This is a genomic window from Kribbella sandramycini (assembly GCF_013131805.1).
In the GTDB taxonomy this organism is placed as follows: Bacteria; Actinomycetota; Actinomycetes; order Propionibacteriales; family Kribbellaceae; genus Kribbella; species Kribbella sandramycini.
On the sequence record NZ_JABJRC010000006.1, the window covers coordinates 444,296 to 464,415 of the forward strand.

Genomic DNA, 20,120 nt, shown 5'->3' on the forward strand with positions numbered 1-20,120 from the left:
GCGGCGGGGGTCCGAGACTTTGCGACGGGCTCAGAAGTTCGGCCAGGCCCAGCCGAGGTAGTTCGAGAAGTAGGGCAGTTTCGCCAGGCCGATCTTGCCGCCGACGCTGGTGGCCCAGAAGTAGCCGTCGCCGCGGGCGACGCCGACGTGGCCGTAGGGGGCAGCAAGATCCCAGAAGACCAGGGCGCCCTTCGGCGGGTTCAGGTCGCCGCGGTGCGCGACGCCGCGAGCGACGGCGTCGTTCCAGTCCGCTTTGGCCGACGGCCAGACGCCGGTCTTGCCGTACGAGTTCTCCGCGGCCATCTCGCAGTACCCCTGGAACGCGGTCGAGCCGTTGCGGGCGGCGTACCAGGCGATGGCCTTGTCAGCCCGCGGGTTGCTGGTGCACAGCGGCGCTACGAGCCCAGTACTGCCGGTGTTGACGTAGGCGTCGGAGATGAAGCCCTTACCGGGGATGTGGTCCCAGATCAGGCTGCGGCCGAACTTGCCGGTCACCGGCTCGCCGTAGATCTGGCAGTCGATCTGAACCGTTCCGTTGGGCTGGGTGCCGACTGAACCGAAGCTGGTCGCGTTACCGGACCGAATGGTCACACCGGCGCCGCTGTCGGTCACAACGGTGCCAGTGGCGGCGTGGGCGGGCAGTACGCCGGTACCGAGGACGGCGCCGGCGGTGAGCAGGGACAGGGCGGACAGGCGGGCGGTGATGCGCAGGAGGGCGGTACGCATGAGAATGTCCTTTCCGGAAGGCGCTGACTTTCAGACAATCAGAGCGTTACGGTGTTGTCGCAGTGGGCAACAGACGACTGGGGAGTGCGCAGTGAGGCCAGCGCAGGCTCGCTTTGTGATCGGCTGCCGGATGCGTGAGCTCCGGGAGGCTGCTGGAGTGCCGTTGTCCCGGGCAGCCACCCTGTCCGGTTGGGACAAGGGGCACCTGTCGCGCGTGGAGCGCGGCCATACCAAGCCCAGCCGCGAGCTGATCGAGTGGTACGACGGCTCGTTCGGCGCGGGCCAGGCGCTGGTCAACCAGCTGATGGAGCTGGACGCCGCCGTCCGGGCCGGCCGGGACACGTCCCAGCGGGACTTGCGGCGGGCCGTTGTGCCGACGTCCCTCGGCGGATCGGTCCCGACCGACCATCACCCGGAGGACCGGGCCGAGCTGGTGGGGGAGACCGTTCCGGACGGGACACGGGTCAGCCGGGAGCAGTCCTTCGAGAAGAGCTGGGAGATCCGCAACAGCGGTGAGCGGCCGTGGCGGGACCGCTGGCTGACCCGGCAGGGCGCCGCCGGTACGCCGGGGTGGTTGCGTTCGCCGGTCCGGGAGCGGGTGCCGGATGCGGAGCCGGGTGACGTGGTGACGGTCACGATGGCGCTGCAGGCTCCGTCCCAGGTCGGGGCGTCGACGGCGTACTTCAAAATCACCGACGACGCGGGCCGTTTGTACTACCCCGGGCTGGAATCACCGCCGGTCTACTGCACGATTTTCACCGTTTACGAGCTTTAGGGAATGCCCTTGTCGTAGCTGTAGTACCTGGTCATCCGGCGCGGATCCGGCATACGTTGCAGTTTTCCTGCAACCCCGCCCGGATCCAGGAGTATCAGCGTGAGAAGACTTCGCAGTACGGCCGTCGTGCTGGCGGCGGCCCTCGTCGTGCCGATGGTGACCGCCGGTACAGCCGCGGCCCGCCCGGCCCGTGGGCCGGTCGACCCGAAGACGCCGTCCATCCCGCAGCGCTACCTGGACCAGCAGATCAGCTGGGCCCCGTGCGCGTTCGATGCCGCGATCAAGGCGTCGTACCCGCAGGCGCCGACCACCAACTGCGCCAAGGTGAAGGTCCCGATGGACTGGGCCAACCCGAACGCGCACCCCGACGTCGAGGTCGCGATCGCCTACAGCAAGGCGACCGGCACGTCGAAGGGCCTGATGACCACCAACCCAGGTGGGCCGGGCGGCGCAGGCCTGCGGCTGTCGGCCGCGCTCGGCACCGAGAAGCCCCAGCTGTTCAGCGACTTCGACCTGCTCGGCTTCGACCCGCGGGGGTTCGGAGCCAGTACGCCGCTGCGCTGCGTCACCACCGCCGAGAAGCTGAACGCGCTGCCGACGACGCCGGACTACAAGGAGCGCACGGCGCAGACCCACAAGGTCGAGGTCGCCGAGGCCAAGCTGTACGCCGAGGCCTGCGCGGCCGAGGAGTTCGGCCAGTTCGTCAGCAGCCAGCAGACCGTTTATGACATGGAGTTCCTGCGGGCGCTGTTCAAGGCCCGCCAGCTGAACTTCATCGGCTACAGCTACGGCACCTGGCTCGGCGGCTGGTACGCCGACGCCTACCCGCAGCGGGTCGGCCGGTTCGTGATCGACTCGAACATGGACTGGACCCACACCCAGTGGGAGAACGTGAACTTCGACCCGTTCTCCGGCCAGCGCCGCCGCGACACCCAGTTCTTCCCGTGGATCGGCCGGCACGCCGACCAGATCCAGGGGCTCGGCGCGACCCCGGCCCAGGTGAAGGCGAAGTACAACCAGATCCGCGCCGGTGTGATCAAGCTGGTCAAGGCGAACCGGTCCGACGTCCAGGGCGTTGATCTGGACGGCAAGATCTACAGCGTCATCTACGGCAACGTCCGCTTCATCCGCGGCACGATGGACGTCCTGGTGCACGACGAGTTCGTGAAGGACCCGCCCGCCTCGAAGAAGATCGAGGCCAAGCACATCGACCGCGCCTGGGCCCGCCTCGCGCCGGAGCTGCAGGCCTTCGACACCATCGCCGCCATCCGCGCCCGCTACAACGTGACCGTCGCCGCAACCGCCGTCGAGACCATGGCCGCCAGCTCGGACTCGGTCCGCACCCTGCTCGCCGACGCCCGCGCCGACGCCCGCACGATGGCCGCCGGCGAGCCGCTCCTGCTACCCCCGGTCGGCACCACGGTCCGCTGTAACGACACCGCCTGGAACAAGGACCCGCGGTTCTACCTCAAGGAAGCCGACAAGATGGCCAAGAAGTACGACTTCTTCGGCTACATGAACGGCGTCCCCATGTGCGCCTTCTGGCCCTACAAACCCCAGGACCGCAAACTCGACCTGACCGGCTCCCCCCGCCTCCTGATGGTCCAGGGCGAACTCGACCCCGCCACGGCGTACGAAGGCGCCCTCCGCACCCACCGCGACACCTCCAAGGCCACCCGCTTCGTCGCCATCGACGACGAAGGCCAGCACGGCCAGTACGTCGGCTCCGCCTCGGCCTGCGCCGAAGCCATCGGCGACACCTTCGTCTTCACCGGCGAACTCCCCGCCCGCAACAAGATCTGCGGCACCACCCCCCTCCCCGCCGAACTCACCGTCTACCCCGTCAACGGCCCCCTCGACGGCAACGCCGTCCACCTCCCCAAATCCCGCTCCACCCCCCAGAAAGTCACCCCCTTCCTCCAGCAAGTCCTCGACACCGTAGCCGCCGGCACCCTCCGCTGACCCCATTGCAACAACCTGCAAAACCCTCCTTCCCTGTACTCACCCCCTGCTAGGCTCCCGCCGCTCGGGGTGAGCACAGGGGAGGACCTTTTCCATGAACAAGCACGGCCGCCGCACGCGCCGATCCATCATCACCAGGCTGATCGCACCGGCGCTCACAGCCCTGCTGACCCTCACATTGCTCCCCACCACCCCAGCAACTGCGGCCCCAACCCCGCCACCCAGCACCGAGACGGCGCGCCCCGAGTCCAATCCCTCGGTGCGGGCCAGGGCCGCGAAGCCCTCGGCCAAGGTCGTTTTCGACGGCCCTTGTGAAGGCACGCTGCTCCTGGACAAGCCGGCGTCATGTGCCGCGCTCGACTCCGACCAGTCGCACACCTACACGCTGACGACGTCGCGACCTGACGAAGCCGTCCTCATCAAGTACTACGTTCCGGACAGCCCGAGCTTCACCGCGTCTCTGACCGGTTCAGGCGTCACCTGTGACTTCGCGGGCGCCACCCGGTGTGTGCTGCCCGAGATCGGCGCCTACACGGTCACCGTCACCAACTCGAGTCCCTACTCGACCAGCTATGCGTTGTCCGCGACCTCGATTCGGAACGGGCCGTGTACGACGTTGTCAGCAGCCGACCTTTCGCCGGCAGCGCCTCCGCGCCCAACCGAACAGCCCGCTGAGCGCGTCGCGAACTGCTTCGAGATTCCGGGGGCCGCGGACGATGTGATCCGCTTCGGTCAAGAGCTCAAATACGTGCTGGTGTTCGACTCCGTGGGAGCGGAGGTTTGTCAGGGTTGGTCATCGACTCTGTGCACACTCACGGGCAGCGGACCCTATCGGCTGTTCACCGTAGGCCGGGATGCCTGGGACCGTCCGGACTTCCGATTTGGGGTGGCTCGGATGAGCAACCCGGACGGGTGCCTTTCGCTCGCGATAGCGCCGTTCGGTGACCCCCACGGCGCCATCGCGTCGGGTCCGCTGGCAGGTGGTGCGACCGACTGCCGCTCGATCACGGTCGCTGCAGGTCGGTACTCCGTCCGTGAAGGAGGCCACAACCAGGCGGGGTGGCAGGTCTACACCCGTGCCGGAGAGCCTGTCGGCTGCGGCAGCGACGACTGCGAGTTGCCGGCAGGTGCTTACACACTGCTGGTCGAGAACAGTCCTGAAGCGGAGAAGGACGGTACCTTCAATCTGGCGGTCACCGACCTGAGTTCGACCGAGGGATGTGCACCCCAGATCAACACCCGATGGGACACGCCCGCACCGCTCCGGACGCAGTCCGCCCCGATCCAGCTCGACTGCCAGCCGATCGACGGCAAGGCCGGCGAGCGGCTTCTTACAGAGATCCGAGGAGTGGACGGCGCACCTGGTGAGGGCGACAGTTGGATCGTTGACCCGACCGGTGCCGAAGCCTGCACCGAGGACTCCCGCCACGACGGATGCGTACTGCAGGGCGACGGACCGTTCCGCGTGTTGTCGACCCGAGATCACCCGGATCCGGGCAGTTATGTACTGGACCTCGGTCGGCTGTCAGATCCCGTCGGATGTGAACCGGCCGTCCTGAGCACATTCGGTACGCCGGGCGCAGCCGCCGCGAGCAGCCGGTGCCGGGAACTCACGGTGACCACAGCGACGACGTACACGATCGACTCGCGCACGCTGGCAGACCAGAGTGTCGGTCGTGGCGCATATGGCATCGATGGTCTTGAGAGATGCGCGGATATGCGGCGCTGCCGGCTGGAGCCCGGCAAGTACACGGTGATTGCTCCGGTGGGGCGGCGCGTGGCACTCTTTACAACGACCGCGACGGCCGGCTGCGAAGTACAGCCCGCAGACACCCTGGCCGCGCGCAATGGCAACTTGGCGTCAGAAACGCAGTACGACTGCTTGCAGCTGCAGGCGCCGGCCGGGGCGAGGATCGCGTTGACCGAGCCAGTCGGGAGCGCAGTGACCGACGGATACGTCGTCGACTCCACCGGGCGCGACCAGTGTGGCTGGAACTCACGGACTTACGAGCACGTCGTCATCTGTGAGCTCACAGGAACGGCGCCGTTCCGGGTCGTGGTTCATCAGCGGCTCGATGAACCGGATGGCTCGCAGTACCACCTGACTGTGACCCGGCTCGACCAAGCGACGGGATGCCCGGCCTTTCCCCAGAGCGACTTTGCTGCGCCCGGTGGGGTGACTGTCGCACTGCGCCCGGAGCGGTTCGTCGCTTGCCTCGCGATCCCCGCCGACGGTCACGCGGCGAAGGAGACGTTGGAGCATGTCCGGACGGGATCGATCGGTTCGGCCACGACGCTCGCCGTGACGGCAGACTCCGACCAAACCTGCGTGGGCCGTGAAGGCATGGCCTGGTTCGAATTCTGCGACTACGAAACAGGGAAAGCAGTCACGATCTTCGTCATCGGATCGGCCGACACAGCTAGCCACCGCATCTCGCGGCGGGACATGACGTCGACCGCTCGGGGCTGCACGGCCGTGACGGCGACAGCCGTCGGCGGAATCTCGGGATCGGGCACCGTGCCGGACGCCTCGGTCATCAGATGCTTCAAGATCACCGGAGCCACGAGCGACCGTTTCTCCATCAATGCGCGCGATGCCAAGGGGAGCATCGTGGCCTCGGTCTTCGCGCCGAACGGTGACTATGTGTGCAAGACCTATTCCGAGACACGCTGTCTGGCGACGGGATCGACGGGTTACCAGGTGATGGTGTTCAACGATCCTGGCACCGGTACGGCTGGGGCCTTCACCCTGGAGGCCTACCGAATCGGTGGCGCTGCCGGGCCCGCGCCCGACTGTACGAAGCTGGATTCGGCGTACGGGTTCGGGCCGTTGACCGGCGAGCTGACGAACAGCAAGCGCACCGTGTGCGTAGCCTTTCCGATGAAGCAGGACAAGAAGTTGGTTGGCCAGGCGCGCAACCAGGTCCCCAACAGCCTGTTGCCGATCTTTACGCCGTACGGCACGGATTCGAACGACAACTGCACGTCGTATGCAGGCGAGGACGGGAGATTCGACTGCGAAGGCTCCCGCACGGACTTTTGGATGCAGTCGATTCTGTTGAGCCTCCCGGAGTCAGGCGAGACGTCGTTGAAGTACCTGTTGAAGGCTGAGTGCGAGACCCCGTTGTGTGGCGGGGCGACGTTCGGTGTCACGGGGGCCGCGCCGACGAGCGCTGCGGCCGGTGTGCCAGTGGCGGTGAGCCTCAACGGGAAGTCGCTGCATCTCAAGGATGTGGTGAGGTTCAAGGCCGCTGGTAAGCCGGATGTGGTCGGCGTGGTGAAGTCGGTTTCGGCGGACCGGACTGCGGCGTCTGTGACGGTTGATCTGGCTGGTGCTGCCGTCGGGCCGCGGAGCCTGGTGGTCGAGTCGTTCGCGGGTGGATCGGCGACGTTGGCGAATGCGTTCACTGTGACGCCGCCGGCCTTGGTGAACACCAAGGCGCCGACGGTGGTTGCGCCGGTGCGGGTGGGGGATGTGGTGAAGGTGAATGTGGGGGCTTGGTCGCCGGCGGCTAGTTCGTACACGTATCAGTGGCGGGACAACGGGGCTGCTATTCGGGGGGCTGGGGCGGCGACGTATACGCCGGCGGCTGGGATGGTGGGGCGGTCGTTGAGTGTGACGGTGACTGCGGTTCGCTCGGGGTACGCGAGTAAGGCCGTGACTACGGCGGGGGTTGTAGTGGGGGTGGGGGCGGCACCGAAGGCGAGTAAGGGGCCGGTGGTTACGGGGGCCTACAAGGTGGGGAAGACGGTTTCGGCTTCGACTGGGACGTGGGCGCCGGCTTGTACGTCAGTGAAGTTCCAGTGGTATCTCGCGGGCAAGGCGATCTCGGGCGGGACGAAGGCTTCGCTTGCGTTGACTGCTGCGATGGGGAAGAAGGCGGTGCACGTGGGGGTGACCTGTGCGCGGGCGGGGCACGCTTCGGGGGTTGCGTCGACGCGGCCGGTGACGGTCGCGGTGTGAGCTGTCTGCCCCGCCCGGTGGGCGGGCGGGGCAGGCTGTTTACGATCGCTGGGTGTTCAGTGAGCGGTTGGTGGAGTTCTGGGGTGAGCGGCATCTGTGTGTGTTGAGCACGGTGCGGCGGGATGGGACTGTGCATGCGACGCCGGTGGGGGCGACGTTGGATGCGGCGGCTGGGGTGGTTCGGGTGATCTGCTCGGGGGCGTCGTACAAGGCTCGGGCCATCCGGCGGCTGGGGGAGGCCGCGGTGGCGGTGACGCAGGTGGATGGGCGGCGGTGGAGCACGATCGAGGGCCGGGCGGTGGTGGTGGACGCGCCGGAGCGGGTTCGGGACGCGGAGCGGCGGTACGCGGCGCGGTACAAGGAGCCGCGGGTGAATCCGCAGCGGGTGGTCATCGAGATCACGGTGACGAAGGTGCTCGGCAATGGCGGCTGAGGTGACGGTCGTCGGGATCGGGGCCGACGGTTGGCAGGGGCTGTCGCCGGCCGCGCAAGAGGCGATCGGTGCGGCTGAGGTGTTGTTGGGGAGCAGCCGGCAGCTCAGTCTGGTGCCGGAGGGGACGGCGGAGCGCCGCGCCTGGCCGTCACCGTTGTCGGAGGCGCTGCCCGGTTTGCTGAATGAGTACGCCGGACGCCGGTTGTGCGTGCTGGCGAGTGGGGACCCGACTTTCCACGGGATCGGTACGACGCTGACGAGGTTGCTGGGGGCAAGCGCCGTCCGCGTGATCCCGCATCCGTCGAGCGTTTCGCTGGCCTGTGCGCGGCTCGGCTGGCCGCAGGACCAGGTGCAGGTCGTGAGCCTCGTCGGTCACCCGACCGAGCGCGTCCACCCGCACGTACAGCCGGGACGCCGCCTCGTCGTCCTGAGCTGGGGTGCGCAGACGCCGGCCGAGGTCGCCGAGCTGTTGGTTGCCCGCGGCTACGGTGCGAGCGCGTTCACAGTCCTCGAACAGCTTGGCGGGCCGGACGAACGGGTGACGAGTACGACGGCCGACAGTTGGTCCGGCGAGGTCGATGCGCTCAACGTCATCGGCGTGCTCTGCCAAGGGAGCCAGGTGTTGTCGACTGTGCCCGGCCTGCCGGACGACGCGTACGAGAGTGACGGCCAGCTGACCAAACGCGAGGTCCGCGCGGTGACGCTGTCGCGGCTGGCGCCGGTGCCGGGGCAACTGCTCTGGGACGTCGGCGGCGGTGCGGGCAGTATCGCGATCGAGTGGTCGCGTCATCACCCGAGCTGCCGGGCGATCGCCGTCGAGCGCGACGCCGAGCGGTCCGACCGGTTGCAAAGAAATGTTGCCGCGCTCGGCGCCAGCGTCACCACGGTTCTCGGCGCGGCGCCAGAAGCCCTTACAGGGCTAGAAGAGCCGGATGCCGTCTTCGTCGGCGGCGGTGCGACCGCGCCCGGCATGATCGAGACCTGCTGGAACGCCCTGCGCCCCGGCGGCCGGCTCGTCGTCAACGGTGTGACGCTGGAGACCGAAGTCCTGATCGCCGAGTGGTACCAGAAACTCGGCGGCGACCTCGTGCGGCTGGATGTGCAGCGCGCGTCGGCGGTCGGCGGGATGACCGGCTGGCGCCCGGCGATGCCAGTGACGATCTGGAGCGTGACCAAATGACCGTGCACTTCATCGGCGCCGGCCCCGGCGCCGCGGATCTGATCACCGTCCGCGGCCGCGACCTGATCGCCACGTCACCCGTCTGCCTGTACGCCGGAGCGCTCGTACCGGTCGAACTCCTCGACCACTGCCCGCCCGGCGCGCGCACGGTCGACACGGCGAATCTCGACCTTGACCAGATCGTCGCCGAGCTCACCGAGGCGCACGCCGCCGGTCACGACGTCGCCCGGCTGCACTCCGGTGACCCATCGGTGTTCAGTGCGATGGCCGAGCAGATGCGCCGGCTCGACGCGCTCGGCATCCCGTACGACGTGACGCCCGGCGTCCCGGCGTACGCCGCCGCGGCCGCCACTCTGCAACGGGAGCTGACCGTCCCGGAGGTCGGGCAGACCGTCGTGCTGACCCGGATCGGCGGCCGGGCCTCGGCGATGCCGGCCGGTGAGGATCTCGCCACCCTGGGCGCGAGCGGCGCCACCCTCGTGCTGCATCTGGCCGTGCAGCAGATCGACCGCGTCGTCGCCGAACTCCTCCCGAACTACGGCCCCGACTGCCCGGTCGCCGTCGTGGCCAAGGCGTCCCGCCCCGACGAGGAGATCCTGCGCGGAACGCTGGCCGATATCGCCGGCCAGGTCGAGCGGGCCGGTATCCGGCGGACGGCCGTGATCATCGTCGGAAAGGTGCTGGCGGCAACCGAGTTCCGCGACAGCCATCTGTACTCGACGACCCGCGACCGATGAGGATCCTGCTCCTCGGCGGCACCGGCGAGGCCCGTGAGCTGGCCCACCAGCTCGACGACCACGAGGTGGTGTCCTCGCTGGCCGGCCGGACGAAGGACTTGCGGCTCCCCGACGGCGACGTCCGGGTCGGCGGATTCGGCGGCGTCGAGGGCCTGGCCAGCTGGCTCCGCCAGCGGGCGATCGACGCGGTGATCGACGCCACGCACCCGTTCGCCGCGGCGATGACCGAGCACGCCGTCGCCGCAAGCCGCGCGGCCGGCGTACCGCTGCTGATCCTGCGCCGCCCCGGCTGGACCGAGCAACCGGGTGACGACTGGCACTGGGTGGACGACGCACAGGCAGCAGCCGCCGCGCTCCCGGCCCTCGGCAGCAGAGTCTTCCTGACCATCGGACGCCAGGGCCTCAACCACTTCGCCGCCACCGGCCTCTGGACCCTCGCCCGCTGCGTCGACCCGCCCGACCCGGCCCCCGCCTGGTGCACCCTCCTCCTCGACCGCGGCCCGTACGCCGTCCCCGGCGAACTCGAGCTCCTGCGCCGCCACCGCATCGACGTCCTCGTCACCAAGGACAGCGGCGGCCCGCAGACCGAAGCCAAACTCACCGCCGCCCGCGAGCTCCAGCTCCCGGTCGTGCTGATCCGGCGCCCGGAACTGCCCACCGGGGTCGAGGCGGTCGGCAGCGTGGCGGCCGTTGCCGCGTGGGTGCGATCCGCCAGGCCATCACAATCGGACGCGAGGCGGGTCGTCCCGCGTGCGGTGCCGCCGGACCGGCGGTTGTGATGGCCTAGGGGGCCGCGACCGATAGATTGACGCCCATGGGCATTCAGATCGCACCCAGCATCCTGTCCGCGGATTTCGCCAGGCTCGCGGACGAGGCCCGGGCGGTGTCGAACGCGGACTGGTTGCACGTCGACGTGATGGACAACCACTTCGTGCCGAACCTGACGCTCGGGATGCCGATCGTCGAGTCGCTGGCCAAGGCGACCGACACGCCGCTCGACCTGCACCTGATGATCGAGGACCCGGACCGCTGGGCGCCGGGGTACGTCGAGGCGGGCGCGTCGAGTGTGACGTTCCACGTGGAGGCCTGCCGGGCCCCGATCCGGACCGCGCGGGAGATCCGGGCCAAGGGCGCCCGCGCGGCGATGGCGCTCAAACCGGCCACCCCGATCGAGCCCTACGAGGACCTGCTGTCCGAGCTGGACATGATCCTGATCATGACCGTCGAGCCCGGTTTCGGCGGCCAGAAGTTCCTCGACGTCTGCGTCCCGAAGATCCGCCGCACCAAGCAGCTCCTCGACAAGCACGGCCTCGACCTGTGGATCGAGATCGACGGCGGCGTCTCCACCGAGACGATCGAGCGCTGCGCCGACGCCGGCGCCGACGTGTTCGTGGCCGGCTCGGCCGTGTACGCCGCCGACGACCCGAACGCGATGGTCGAGAAGCTCCGCGCCCTGGCCGAAGGAGCGGCGCAATGAGCGACCACAAGCCGGTCGAGAGCTGGCTGACCGACATGGACGGCGTCCTGGTCCACGAGGAGCGGGCGATCCCGGGGGCCGCGGAGTTCATCGCGAACCTGCAGCGGTCGGGCAAGAAGTTCCTGGTCCTCACCAACAACTCGATCTTCACGCCGCGCGACCTGCGCGCCCGGCTGCTGGCCGCGGGGATCGACATCCCCGAGACGGCGATCTGGACGAGCGCCCTGGCCACGGCCCAGTTCCTCGAGGACCAGCGCCCCGGCGGGACGGCGTACGTGATCGGCGAGGCCGGCCTGACCACCGCGCTGCACGAGGTCGGCTACGTGCTGACCGAGCGCGCGCCGGACTACGTCGTCCTCGGCGAGACCCGGACGTACTCGTTCGAGGCGATCACCAAGGCGATCCGGCTGATCGCGGACGGCGCCCGCTTCCTCGCGACCAACCCGGATCCGACCGGCCCGTCCCAGGAGGGCCCGCTGCCCGCGACCGGGTCGGTGGCCGCGCTGATCACCCGGGCAACCGGCGTCGCGCCGTACTTCGTCGGCAAGCCGAACCCGCTGATGATGCGCAGCGCGCTGAACCGGATCGAGGCGCATTCGGAGACCGCCGTGATGATCGGCGACCGGATGGACACCGACATCATCAGCGGCCTGGAGGCGGGCCTGCGCAGCGTGCTCGTGCTGACCGGCTCGACCAGCGAGCACGAGGTCGACCGCTTCCCCTACCGCCCGACGCGGATCGTCGAGTCGATCGCGGACGTCGTCCCCCTGATCGACTCGCTGTCCTAGCAGGTCAGCGTGCGGAAGCCGTAGCCCTGGGCCTTGAGCGTCGCCAGGATCTGCGGCAGCGCGGCGACCGTCTGACTCCGATTGCCGCCGCCGTCGTGCAACAGAATCACCGAGCCGTTCCGGACGCCGGTCAGCACCCGCTGCACGATCGCCGGCGACCCCGGTTTCGACCAGTCGCGGGAGTCGATCGTCCAGAGCACCAGCTCCTTGCCGAGCGCTTTCGCCCGCTGCCGGACGGTCGCGCTCACCCCGCCGTACGGCGGCCGCAAGCACGTCGGCACCACACCGCCGGCCGCGCGGATCGCCTCGTCCGTCGACTGGACCTGCTGCCGGAACGCCGAAGCCGTCTGGTGTCGCAGATCCTGATGCGCCCAGGTGTGGTTCTGGATGCTGTGCCCGGCCGCGTGGATCGCCTTGGTCAGCTCCGGATGCTTGGCGACGTTCTTCCCGACCTCGAAGAACGTCGCCGTTGCGTCGTACTTCTTCAGCACCTCGAGCACCTTCGGCGTGTACGCCGGATCCGGCCCGTCGTCGAAGGTCAGCACGACGTACTTGGCCGGTAACGGAGTCTTACTCGGCGTCACCACGACCGGCGCGGCCGGTGGCGGCGCCGTCCGCGGGCGCGCCGCGACCACCACGACGGTCCCGATGACCGCGCTGACCACGATCATCATCGCCAGCCCGACCAACCGCTGACCGGCCCGCGTCAACTGCATAAGTCCCCCATGGCGGTGGGTGCCTCACGACCTCACCCCGCTCACGCTAGAGCACTTGGGACAGAAATTGCCGCAGGCGAGGGGACTCGGCGGCGGTGAAGATCTGATCCGGGACGCCGGACTCGACGACCACGCCCTGATCCATGAACGCGACCTGGTCGGCGACCTCGCGGGCGAACCCCATCTCGTGGGTGACCACGACCATCGTCATCCCGCTCTGGGCGAGGTCGGCCATCAGGCCGAGGACGCCCTTCACCAGCTCCGGGTCGAGCGCCGAGGTCGCCTCGTCGAACAGCATCACCTCGGGTTTCATCGCCAGCGCCCGGGCGATCGCGACCCGCTGCTGCTGACCGCCGGACAAGTTCCCCGGGCGGGAGTCGGCCTTCTCGACCAGGCCGACCAGCTCCAGCTGTTCGATCGCGGCGGCGCGCGCGGCCCCGGTATCCAGCTTCTTGAGCTTGCGGAGCGGGAGCGTGATGTTCTCGACGACCGTCTTGTGCGGGAACAGGTTGAAGTGCTGGAACACCATCCCGATCCGGCGGCGCAGGACGTCCGGGCTCCCGGGCAGCACCGATGAGCCGCCGAGCAGCACGTCGCCGGCGTCCGGCTCGATCAGGCGGTTGATGGTCCGCAGCAGCGTCGACTTCCCCGATCCGGACGGTCCGATGACGCACGCCGTCCGCCCGGCCGGTACGGCGAGGTCGACGCCGCGCAGCACCTTGTTCGCGCCGAAGGCCAGCTCGACGCCGCGGACCTCCAGGCTGGCGGCGTCCTCAACGGTGGTCGGCATACGCGGGCTCCTCCAGGACGTCGGGCGCGGGCCGGCCTTCGCGCAACCGCTTGTCGAAGTAGTTGACCAGGTGGGTCAGCGGGATCGTGATGACCAAGTAGAAGATGCCGGCCAATAGCAGCGGCGACAGGTTGCCGTTGGTCGCGGCGGCGTCCTGCCCGATCCGGAACAGCTCCCGCTGGCTGGCCAGCAGCCCGAGGAAGTAGACCAGACTCGACTCCTTCACCAGCGCGATGAACTGGTTGACCAGCGCGGGCAGCACCCGGCGGACGCCCTGCGGGATGACGACCAGCCGCATCCCGCTGGTATAGCTGAAGCCGAGCGCCCGCGCCGCCTCCAATTGGCCCTTCTCCACACTCTGGATGCCGGACCGGAAGATCTCACCGATGTACGCCGAAGCGATCAGCGACAGCGCCAGGATCCCCAGCGGGTACGGGTTCGGCCCCCACCAGTGCCGGGTGATGGGGGAGAGGCCCTGACCGATCAGCAGGATGGTCAGGATCGCCGGCAGGCCGCGGAAGATGTCGGTGTAGATCTTGGCCGGCCAGCGCAGCCAGCGCTTCTTGGACAGGGCGAAGACCGCCACGACCATGCCGAGCACAGTGCCCAGTACGACCGAGGCGGCCGCCAGAATCAGGGTGTTGACCAGGCCTACCTTGAGCATCTCCGGCAGGACCGCCTTCATCGACTCCCAGTCGAGGAAGGTGTCGTTCAGGGTGGACCAGACGTCCATCAGGCTTTGGGCGCGGTGAACTTGACCGTGCCGCTACCCGGCTTGAACGACTCCGGCACCGCGCGGCCCGGGTAGTACTGCTCGACGAGCTTCGTCCAGGTGCCGTCGGCAATGACCTCGTCAAGGGCCTTGTTGACGGCCTCGCGCAGCTTGTCGTTGCTCTTGGCCACCGCGTACGCCGTCGGCGCGGAGCTGAGCTCCTTCGCGGCCAGGACCACCACGCCGCCGCCCTGCTCCTTGGCCATCTTCTCGCCGATCTCGGCCGGTGAGATCCAGGCGTCCGCCGTCCCGGCCTTCAGCTGGCCGACGGCGGCGTTGTAGTTCGGCACGCGGACCGGGTCGAGGTTCTTGCCGGTCGCGTAGTCGTCCTGGACGGTGCCCTGGACAACGACCACGCGCTGACCGGCCAGCTGGTCGAACTTGGTGATCCCGGAGTTCTTGGTGGTGTTCAGGCCGAGGTAGCCGAAGTCGTAGCCATTGCTGAAGGCAACCGTCTTCTTCCGGGCCTCGGTGATCGTGATCGACGAGCTGCCCAGGTCGAACTGGCCGCCGTTCACCTGCGAGAGCAGCGCGGAGAAGTCGGTGCCGACGAACTCGGGCTTCAGGTTCAGCTTGGCCGCGACCGCGGTGATCAGGTCGTTGTCGAAGCCGGTGAACTTGCCGTCCTTGACGTACACGTTCGGCGGGGCGTCGGTGAGCGTGCCGATCCGCAGCGTGCCGGCCTCGAGCAGGCCGAGGTCCGGCCCGTCGGCGGCCTTGTCGTCATTGCTGCCGCAGGCAACCATCGAGAGGGCCAGCGTGACGGCGGCGCCGGCGGCGGCGATCCGGCGGAAGGGAGCGCTGAAGGCGCGCACGAGTGTCTCCTTAGAACGAACAAGTGGTACGCAGGGCGAACCACCCCGCAGACAGAGCCAACACCACCCGCCGGTCGCCGATTCCCGTCCGACACCCGGTGAGACGGCCCCGCAATGTCGACCGGATTCGTGTTATATGAGCCGCCCGCCGCGGCGTCCCGGGATGTGATCCAGGTCGTTGCGGCCCTTGGCACCCGGTGCATACTGGAGGTACGAGTGAACCCACTCGCGTGCTCCGGGGTCGGTGAAATTCCGAGCCGGCGGTGACAGTCCGCGACCCGGCTGCTGCAGGTTGGCAGCCGGTTGACCTGGTGGAATTCCAGGACCGACGGTGAAAGTCCGGATGGGAGGCAGCACGCGATCGGCGGGAGAGCTCCGGCGTCCGTGACGGGCGTCGCGTGGGCAGGTGTGCTCGCGCGACGGCGCTGACCGGGTTCCGGAGTCCGAGCTGCCGGTCGTCAACGGCCCCGGTGTGCGTCCGTGACGACGAGGGACCGTACGTGACAAACGCATCGCCGATCGACGTCGCCTGGATGCGGCGAGCGATCGAGCTGGCCGCTCGCGGCGTCGGCAGCACCCACCCGAACCCGGTGGTCGGCTGCGTGATCACCGCCGCCGACGGCACCCCGGTCGGCGAGGGCTTCCACGCCGTTGCCGGCGGCCCGCACGCCGAGGTCGAAGCGCTGCGGATGGCCGGTCCGCGAGCCCGCGGCGGTACGGCGTACGTCACACTGGAGCCCTGTAACCACACCGGCCGGACGGGCCCGTGCGCCGATGCGCTGATCGAGGCCGGGGTGGCCCGGGTGGTCTTCGCCGTCCCGGATCCGAACCGGCAGGCGGCCGGCGGTGGCGAGAAGCTGCGGGCCAAGGACATCCGGGTCGAGCAGGGTCTGCTGCAGGCCGAAGCCGAAGCGGGTAACCAGATCTGGCTGCACAGCGTGCGCGCCGGGCGACCCTTCGTGACCTGGAAGTTCGCCACCACGCTCGACGGCCGCTCGGCCGCGCCGGATCGGACCAGCAAGTGGATCACCGGGCCGGCTGCGCGCGCCGACGTGCACCGGAAGCGGGCCGAGTGCGACGCGATCGCCGTCGGGACGCAGACCGTGCTGTCCGACGACCCCGAGCTGACCGTGCGCGACGCGGACGACGTCCCGGCGGCGCGGCAGCCGTTGCGGGTGGTGGTCGGCGATCGCGAGATCCCGGCGTCCGCGCGGGTCCGCAACGACCGGGCGGCGACGCTGCTGCTGCCCACCCACGACCCCGCCGAGGTGCTCCGGCAGCTGGACGACCGGCAGATCCGGCACCTCTGGCTCGAAGGCGGCCCGACGCTGGCCGCCGCCTTCCTGCGCGCCGGTCTGGTCGACCAGATCGTCGCGTACGTCGCTCCCGCCGTCCTCGGCTCGGGCTTCGCCGCGCTCGGCGACCTGGGCGCGGAATCGATCGGCGACCTGCGGCGCTTCAACCTCACGGACGTGACGCGACTGGGCGACGACGTCCGCCTCACCCTGGAACCCCTGGGAGGGAACTAGATGTTCACCGGAATCATCGAGGAGCTCGGCACCGTCGAGGCGCTCGACCTGCTGGACGGCGACGCGGCGCGGCTCACGATCCGCGGCCCGAAGGTGACCGCGGACGCCGGCCACGGCGACTCGATCGCGGTCAACGGCTGCTGCCTGACCGTGGTCTCGTACGGCGATGGTCTGTTCACCGCCGACGTGATGCGCGAGACTCTGCAGCGGACCAGCCTGGGCGCGGTCGAGAAGGGCTCCAAGGTCAACCTGGAGCGGGCCGTCACGGCGCACTCGCGGCTCGGCGGGCACATCGTCCAGGGGCATGTCGACGGCACCGGGACGATCGCGAGCCGGACGCCGTCCGAGCACTGGGAGGACGTCCGGATCGCGGCCGGGCCGGAGATCCTGAAGTACATCGCCGAGAAGGGATCGATCACGGTCGACGGCGTCTCGCTGACCGTCGTCGACGTGGACGACGTGTCGGGGACCTTCGGGATCAGCCTGATCCCGACCACGCTGGAGCTGACCGTGCTCGGGACCAACCGGGTCGGGGACACGGTCAACCTCGAGGTCGATGTGATCGCGAAGTACGTCGAGCGCTTGTTGGTTGCCGGGGGCACCCGATGAACGCGGTCGACTGGTTGCTGCACGCGCAGGTGACGATCGCCGGCTCGCCGGTGCTGGTGCGGGAGATCGTCGGCAACGTCTTCGGGCTGGCGAGCGCGCTGTTCGGGATGCGGCGGCTGGTCGCCGCCTGGCCGGTCGGCATCATCGGGAACATCTTGCTGTTCACGGTGTTCGTCGGCGGGATCTTCGACACCCCGCAGGACAAGGACCTGTGGGGCCAGGCCGGGCGGCAGGTGTTCTTCTTCGTTCTCAGCGTGTACGGCTGGTATCAGTGGTATCAGACTCGTCATCATGGTGCTGCCGCCGCTGTGCGGCCGCGCTGGGCGACTGCGCGGGAGCGGGTGGAGCTGCTCGGGATCGGCGTCGTGCTCTATGCGGCCGGCATCTTCGTGCTGCGGGCGCTGGGCTCGTGGGGTCCGCAGTGGGACGCGTGGATCCTGACCGGGTCGATCCTGGCGACGTACGGGATGGCGCGCGGGTACGTCGAGTTCTGGCTGATCTGGATCGCGGTCGATGTGGTCGGCGTACCGCTGCTGGTGCAGGCGAAGTTCTATCCTTCGGCGGCGATGTACGTGGTCTACGGCCTGTTCTGCGTGGTCGGCTTCTTCTCGTGGTGGAGAATTCAGAATCGGGAGCGGGTCAGCCCGCCGGAAGCAGTGGTGGTGGGTTGATGGGTGACGTGCTGAAACTCGACACGATCGAGCATGCGATCGACGAGATCCGGGCCGGGCGGCCGGTGGTCGTCGTCGACGACGAGGACCGGGAGAACGAGGGCGACCTGATCTTCGCCGCGTCCAAGGCGACGCCGGAGCTGCTCGCGTTCCTGATCCGCTACAGCTCGGGCGTGGTCTGCGTCCCGATGGAGGGCGCGGAGCTGGACCGGCTGGGGATTCCGCTGATGACCCCGCACAACCGGGAGCGGATGCGCACGGCGTACACGATCTCGGTCGATGCCCGGGACAACATCACCACCGGGATCTCCGCGGTCGACCGGGCCCGGACGATCCGGGTGCTCGCCGATTCGGCGTCCGAGCCCTATGACCTGGTGCAACCCGGGCACATCTTCCCGCTGCGCGCACGGGAGGGCGGCGTACTCGTGCGGCCCGGTCACACCGAGGCAGCGGTCGACCTGGCGCGGCTGGCCGGGCTCAACACCGCCGCCGTCATCTCCGAGCTGGTGAACGACGACGGGACGATGAAGCGCGGCCAGGACCTGCGGACCTTCGCCGACGAACACGGACTGGTCCTGGTGTCGATCGACGACCTGATCCGCTACCGGCGGCGTACCGAAACCCAGATCGAGCGCGTCGCGACCACCACCCTGCCCACCCGCTACGGCGACTTCGTTGCCCACGGCTACCGAAACACCGTCGACGGCTCGGAGCAACTGGCGCTCGTCCGCGGCAAGATCGGCGACGGCCCGGTGCTGGTCCGCCTGCACTCCGAATGCCTGACCGGCGACGTCTTCGGCTCCCTACGCTGCGACTGCGGCCCACAACTCGACGAAGCCATGCGCCAGGTCGCCGCCGAAGGTGGTGTGGTGGTCTACCTGCGCGGCCACGAAGGCCGCGGCATCGGCCTCCTGCACAAACTCCAGGCCTACGAACTCCAGGACGCCGGCCGCGACACCGTCGACGCCAACCTCGACCTCGGTCTCCCCGCCGACGCCCGCGACTACGCCGCCGGCGCCCAGATCCTCGCCGACCTCGGCGTCAAAGCCACCCGCCTGCTGACCAACAACCCCGACAAGGTGAACGGCCTGCAGGGATACGGCATCGACGTCGTCGAACGCCGCGGCATCTCCATCGACCCCACCGAACACAACCTGCGCTACCTACGCACCAAACGCGACCGCATGGGTCACCTACTGAACACAGAGAACGGAGCCGGCTGATGTCAGGCAGCGGAGCCCCCACCATCGAAGCCCCCCGCGCCGAAGGCGCCCGAGTCGCCGTCGTCGCCGCCCAATGGCACCCCAAAGTCACCGACGCCCTCGTCGCCGGCGCCCTCCGAGCCCTCACCGACTCCGGCGTCACCGACCACACCGTCGTCCGCGTCCCCGGCTCCTTCGAACTCCCCGTCGCCGCCCTGCACGCCGCCAAATCCGACTACGACGCCGTCATCGCCCTCGGCGTAGTCATCCGCGGCGACACCCCCCACTTCGAATACGTCTGCCAAGCCACCACCGACGGCCTGATGCAGGTCGGCCTCACCACCGGCGTCCCCATCGGCTTCGGCGTCCTCACCTGCGACAACGACCCCCAAGCCCTCGACCGAGCCGGCCTCCCCGACAGCCGCGAAGACAAAGGCTACGAAGCCACCCAAGCCGCGCTGTCGACTCTGGTAGCCATCCGAGCCCTCTAGCCGTACGCCGGACGCCGCCGCGCTACCGCGCGGGAGTCGCGGGCTACCGCCCGCCTCTCCCCGCGTGCGCGCCGTCCGCTGCGCTCCCGTCCCGCCCGCTCCCCCTCCCGCCCTGGGTGTGAGTTCCGGGCTGCCGCCCGGGGTTTCCGGCTGGCGCCGGGTGGCGCGCTGTCGCGCGGGAGCTGCGGGCTACCGCCCGGGGGTGCCGGCTACCGCCTGGCAGTTCCGGGTTGTCGCCCCGAGCTTCCCGGCTGCCGCCGGGTTGGTGCGCTGCCGCGCACGGCGGGGAGCTGTGGTCACGGGGGAGCGACATGGTTGACGTTCGGCGCCGCCGCGGTGTCTCCTTCGGCCTCCCGAAGGCTACCGACCGGCAACGCCGCAGGTTGCGTACCACGCAACGACGACAGCCCTTTACTGCATCGTCATGCAACTGTGTGGATTCAGGTCTGGACTGCATGTTAATCTCCCGGCGGCGCTGGCGGA

At 69.1% G+C, this 20,120-nt stretch carries 19 protein-coding genes and 1 riboswitch; of the genes, 14 read left to right on the top strand and 5 right to left on the bottom strand.

The annotated features are described in order from the left end of the window. Nucleotides 1–30: 30 nt before the first annotated feature. On the bottom strand, nt 31–726 hold the full coding sequence (locus tag HPO96_RS25240) for an SH3 domain-containing protein (RefSeq protein ID WP_171676680.1): 696 nt from the start codon (nt 724–726) through the stop codon (nt 31–33). Nucleotides 727–817: 91 nt separating this feature from the next. Here HPO96_RS25240 and HPO96_RS25245 point away from each other — a divergent pair, with 91 nt between their 5' ends. From HPO96_RS25245 to HPO96_RS25285, 9 genes are all read left to right on the top strand, one after another. Further along, a complete protein-coding gene (locus HPO96_RS25245) occupies nt 818–1,501 on the top strand; it encodes an NBR1-Ig-like domain-containing protein (RefSeq protein ID WP_171676682.1) in 684 nt (227 codons plus the stop codon). A 99-nt stretch (nt 1,502–1,600) separates the two neighbouring features. Next, nucleotides 1,601–3,463: an alpha/beta hydrolase gene (locus HPO96_RS25250; RefSeq protein WP_337796798.1), complete on the top strand. Its 1,863-nt coding sequence runs from the start codon at nt 1,601–1,603 to the stop codon at nt 3,461–3,463. 508 nt (nt 3,464–3,971) lie between these two features. Next, on the top strand, nt 3,972–7,427 hold the full coding sequence (locus HPO96_RS25255; protein ID WP_171676684.1) for a hypothetical protein: 3,456 nt from the start codon (nt 3,972–3,974) through the stop codon (nt 7,425–7,427). A gap of 52 nt (nt 7,428–7,479) precedes the next feature. Continuing rightward, nucleotides 7,480–7,860, top strand: coding sequence for a TIGR03618 family F420-dependent PPOX class oxidoreductase (locus tag HPO96_RS25260; protein ID WP_171676686.1), 381 nt, complete (start codon nt 7,480–7,482; stop codon nt 7,858–7,860). Continuing rightward, nucleotides 7,850–9,040, top strand: coding sequence for a precorrin-6y C5,15-methyltransferase (decarboxylating) subunit CbiE (gene cbiE / locus HPO96_RS25265; RefSeq protein WP_171676688.1), 1,191 nt, complete (start codon nt 7,850–7,852; stop codon nt 9,038–9,040). Before HPO96_RS25260 ends, cbiE begins: the two co-directional genes overlap by 11 nt. After that, nucleotides 9,037–9,777: a precorrin-4 C(11)-methyltransferase gene (gene cobM, locus HPO96_RS25270; RefSeq protein ID WP_171676690.1), complete on the top strand. Its 741-nt coding sequence runs from the start codon at nt 9,037–9,039 to the stop codon at nt 9,775–9,777. The genes cbiE and cobM overlap by 4 nt, the downstream gene beginning before the upstream one ends. Then, complete coding sequence (locus HPO96_RS25275) at nt 9,774–10,556, top strand: cobalt-precorrin-6A reductase (protein ID WP_171676692.1); 783 nt, start codon at nt 9,774–9,776, stop codon at nt 10,554–10,556. The genes cobM and HPO96_RS25275 overlap by 4 nt, the downstream gene beginning before the upstream one ends. Before the next feature lie 35 nt (nt 10,557–10,591). Beyond that, on the top strand, nt 10,592–11,254 hold the full coding sequence (gene rpe, locus HPO96_RS25280) for a ribulose-phosphate 3-epimerase (protein WP_171676694.1): 663 nt from the start codon (nt 10,592–10,594) through the stop codon (nt 11,252–11,254). Further along, entirely contained in the window at nt 11,251–12,042 is a 792-nt protein-coding gene (locus tag HPO96_RS25285; RefSeq protein WP_171676696.1) for an HAD-IIA family hydrolase, read from the top strand. Before rpe ends, HPO96_RS25285 begins: the two co-directional genes overlap by 4 nt. Here the strand turns inward: HPO96_RS25285 and HPO96_RS25290 are convergent. Genes HPO96_RS25290 through HPO96_RS25305 form a run of 4 tightly spaced genes read right to left on the bottom strand, consistent with a single transcriptional unit; the run spans nt 12,039 to nt 15,135 of the window. Continuing rightward, on the bottom strand, nt 12,039–12,758 hold the full coding sequence (locus HPO96_RS25290; RefSeq protein WP_238355457.1) for a polysaccharide deacetylase family protein: 720 nt from the start codon (nt 12,756–12,758) through the stop codon (nt 12,039–12,041). The genes HPO96_RS25285 and HPO96_RS25290 overlap by 4 nt on opposite strands. Before the next feature lie 46 nt (nt 12,759–12,804). After that, nucleotides 12,805–13,548 (bottom strand): amino acid ABC transporter ATP-binding protein, encoded by a 744-nt coding sequence (locus tag HPO96_RS25295; protein ID WP_171676698.1) that lies wholly within the window; start codon nt 13,546–13,548, stop codon nt 12,805–12,807. After that, the gene (locus HPO96_RS25300) at nt 13,532–14,281 is read right to left on the bottom strand and encodes an amino acid ABC transporter permease (RefSeq protein ID WP_171676700.1); all 750 of its coding nucleotides are present in this window, start codon (nt 14,279–14,281) and stop codon (nt 13,532–13,534) included. The genes HPO96_RS25295 and HPO96_RS25300 overlap by 17 nt, the downstream gene beginning before the upstream one ends. Next, entirely contained in the window at nt 14,281–15,135 is an 855-nt protein-coding gene (locus tag HPO96_RS25305; protein WP_171676702.1) for a transporter substrate-binding domain-containing protein, read from the bottom strand. Before HPO96_RS25305 ends, HPO96_RS25300 begins: the two co-directional genes overlap by 1 nt. A gap of 226 nt (nt 15,136–15,361) precedes the next feature. Beyond that, a riboswitch (FMN riboswitch) is annotated at nt 15,362–15,496 on the top strand. Between the two features lie 139 nt (nt 15,497–15,635). Here HPO96_RS25305 and ribD point away from each other — a divergent pair. The 5 genes from ribD to ribH are packed head-to-tail and all read left to right on the top strand — an operon-like array spanning nt 15,636 to nt 19,637. Continuing rightward, nucleotides 15,636–16,664 (top strand): bifunctional diaminohydroxyphosphoribosylaminopyrimidine deaminase/5-amino-6-(5-phosphoribosylamino)uracil reductase RibD, encoded by a 1,029-nt coding sequence (gene ribD / locus HPO96_RS25310; protein WP_337796799.1) that lies wholly within the window; start codon nt 15,636–15,638, stop codon nt 16,662–16,664. Beyond that, on the top strand, nt 16,665–17,273 hold the full coding sequence (locus HPO96_RS25315) for a riboflavin synthase (protein ID WP_171676705.1): 609 nt from the start codon (nt 16,665–16,667) through the stop codon (nt 17,271–17,273). Next, nucleotides 17,270–17,944, top strand: a complete 675-nt coding sequence (gene pnuC / locus HPO96_RS25320) for a nicotinamide riboside transporter PnuC (protein WP_171676707.1) — start codon at nt 17,270–17,272, stop codon at nt 17,942–17,944. Before HPO96_RS25315 ends, pnuC begins: the two co-directional genes overlap by 4 nt. Next, nucleotides 17,944–19,167, top strand: a complete 1,224-nt coding sequence (locus tag HPO96_RS25325; RefSeq protein ID WP_171676709.1) for a bifunctional 3,4-dihydroxy-2-butanone-4-phosphate synthase/GTP cyclohydrolase II — start codon at nt 17,944–17,946, stop codon at nt 19,165–19,167. The genes pnuC and HPO96_RS25325 overlap by 1 nt, the downstream gene beginning before the upstream one ends. After that, nucleotides 19,167–19,637, top strand: coding sequence for a 6,7-dimethyl-8-ribityllumazine synthase (gene ribH / locus HPO96_RS25330; RefSeq protein ID WP_171676711.1), 471 nt, complete (start codon nt 19,167–19,169; stop codon nt 19,635–19,637). Before HPO96_RS25325 ends, ribH begins: the two co-directional genes overlap by 1 nt. Nucleotides 19,638–20,120 lie beyond the last annotated feature (483 nt).

Coding starts and splice junctions, on each gene's coding strand:
- pnuC (WP_171676707.1), top strand. CDS start 17,270: ATGAACGCGGTCGACTGGTTGCTGCACGCGCAGGTGACGATCGCCGGC.
- HPO96_RS25290 (WP_238355457.1), bottom strand. CDS start 12,758: ATGCAGTTGACGCGGGCCGGTCAGCGGTTGGTCGGGCTGGCGATGATG.
- HPO96_RS25295 (WP_171676698.1), bottom strand. CDS start 13,548: ATGCCGACCACCGTTGAGGACGCCGCCAGCCTGGAGGTCCGCGGCGTC.
- HPO96_RS25325 (WP_171676709.1), top strand. CDS start 17,944: ATGGGTGACGTGCTGAAACTCGACACGATCGAGCATGCGATCGACGAG.
- HPO96_RS25300 (WP_171676700.1), bottom strand. CDS start 14,281: ATGGACGTCTGGTCCACCCTGAACGACACCTTCCTCGACTGGGAGTCG.
- HPO96_RS25240 (WP_171676680.1), bottom strand. CDS start 726: ATGCGTACCGCCCTCCTGCGCATCACCGCCCGCCTGTCCGCCCTGTCC.
- rpe (WP_171676694.1), top strand. CDS start 10,592: ATGGGCATTCAGATCGCACCCAGCATCCTGTCCGCGGATTTCGCCAGG.
- ribH (WP_171676711.1), top strand. CDS start 19,167: ATGTCAGGCAGCGGAGCCCCCACCATCGAAGCCCCCCGCGCCGAAGGC.
- cobM (WP_171676690.1), top strand. CDS start 9,037: ATGACCGTGCACTTCATCGGCGCCGGCCCCGGCGCCGCGGATCTGATC.
- HPO96_RS25315 (WP_171676705.1), top strand. CDS start 16,665: ATGTTCACCGGAATCATCGAGGAGCTCGGCACCGTCGAGGCGCTCGAC.
- HPO96_RS25275 (WP_171676692.1), top strand. CDS start 9,774: ATGAGGATCCTGCTCCTCGGCGGCACCGGCGAGGCCCGTGAGCTGGCC.
- HPO96_RS25285 (WP_171676696.1), top strand. CDS start 11,251: ATGAGCGACCACAAGCCGGTCGAGAGCTGGCTGACCGACATGGACGGC.
- cbiE (WP_171676688.1), top strand. CDS start 7,850: ATGGCGGCTGAGGTGACGGTCGTCGGGATCGGGGCCGACGGTTGGCAG.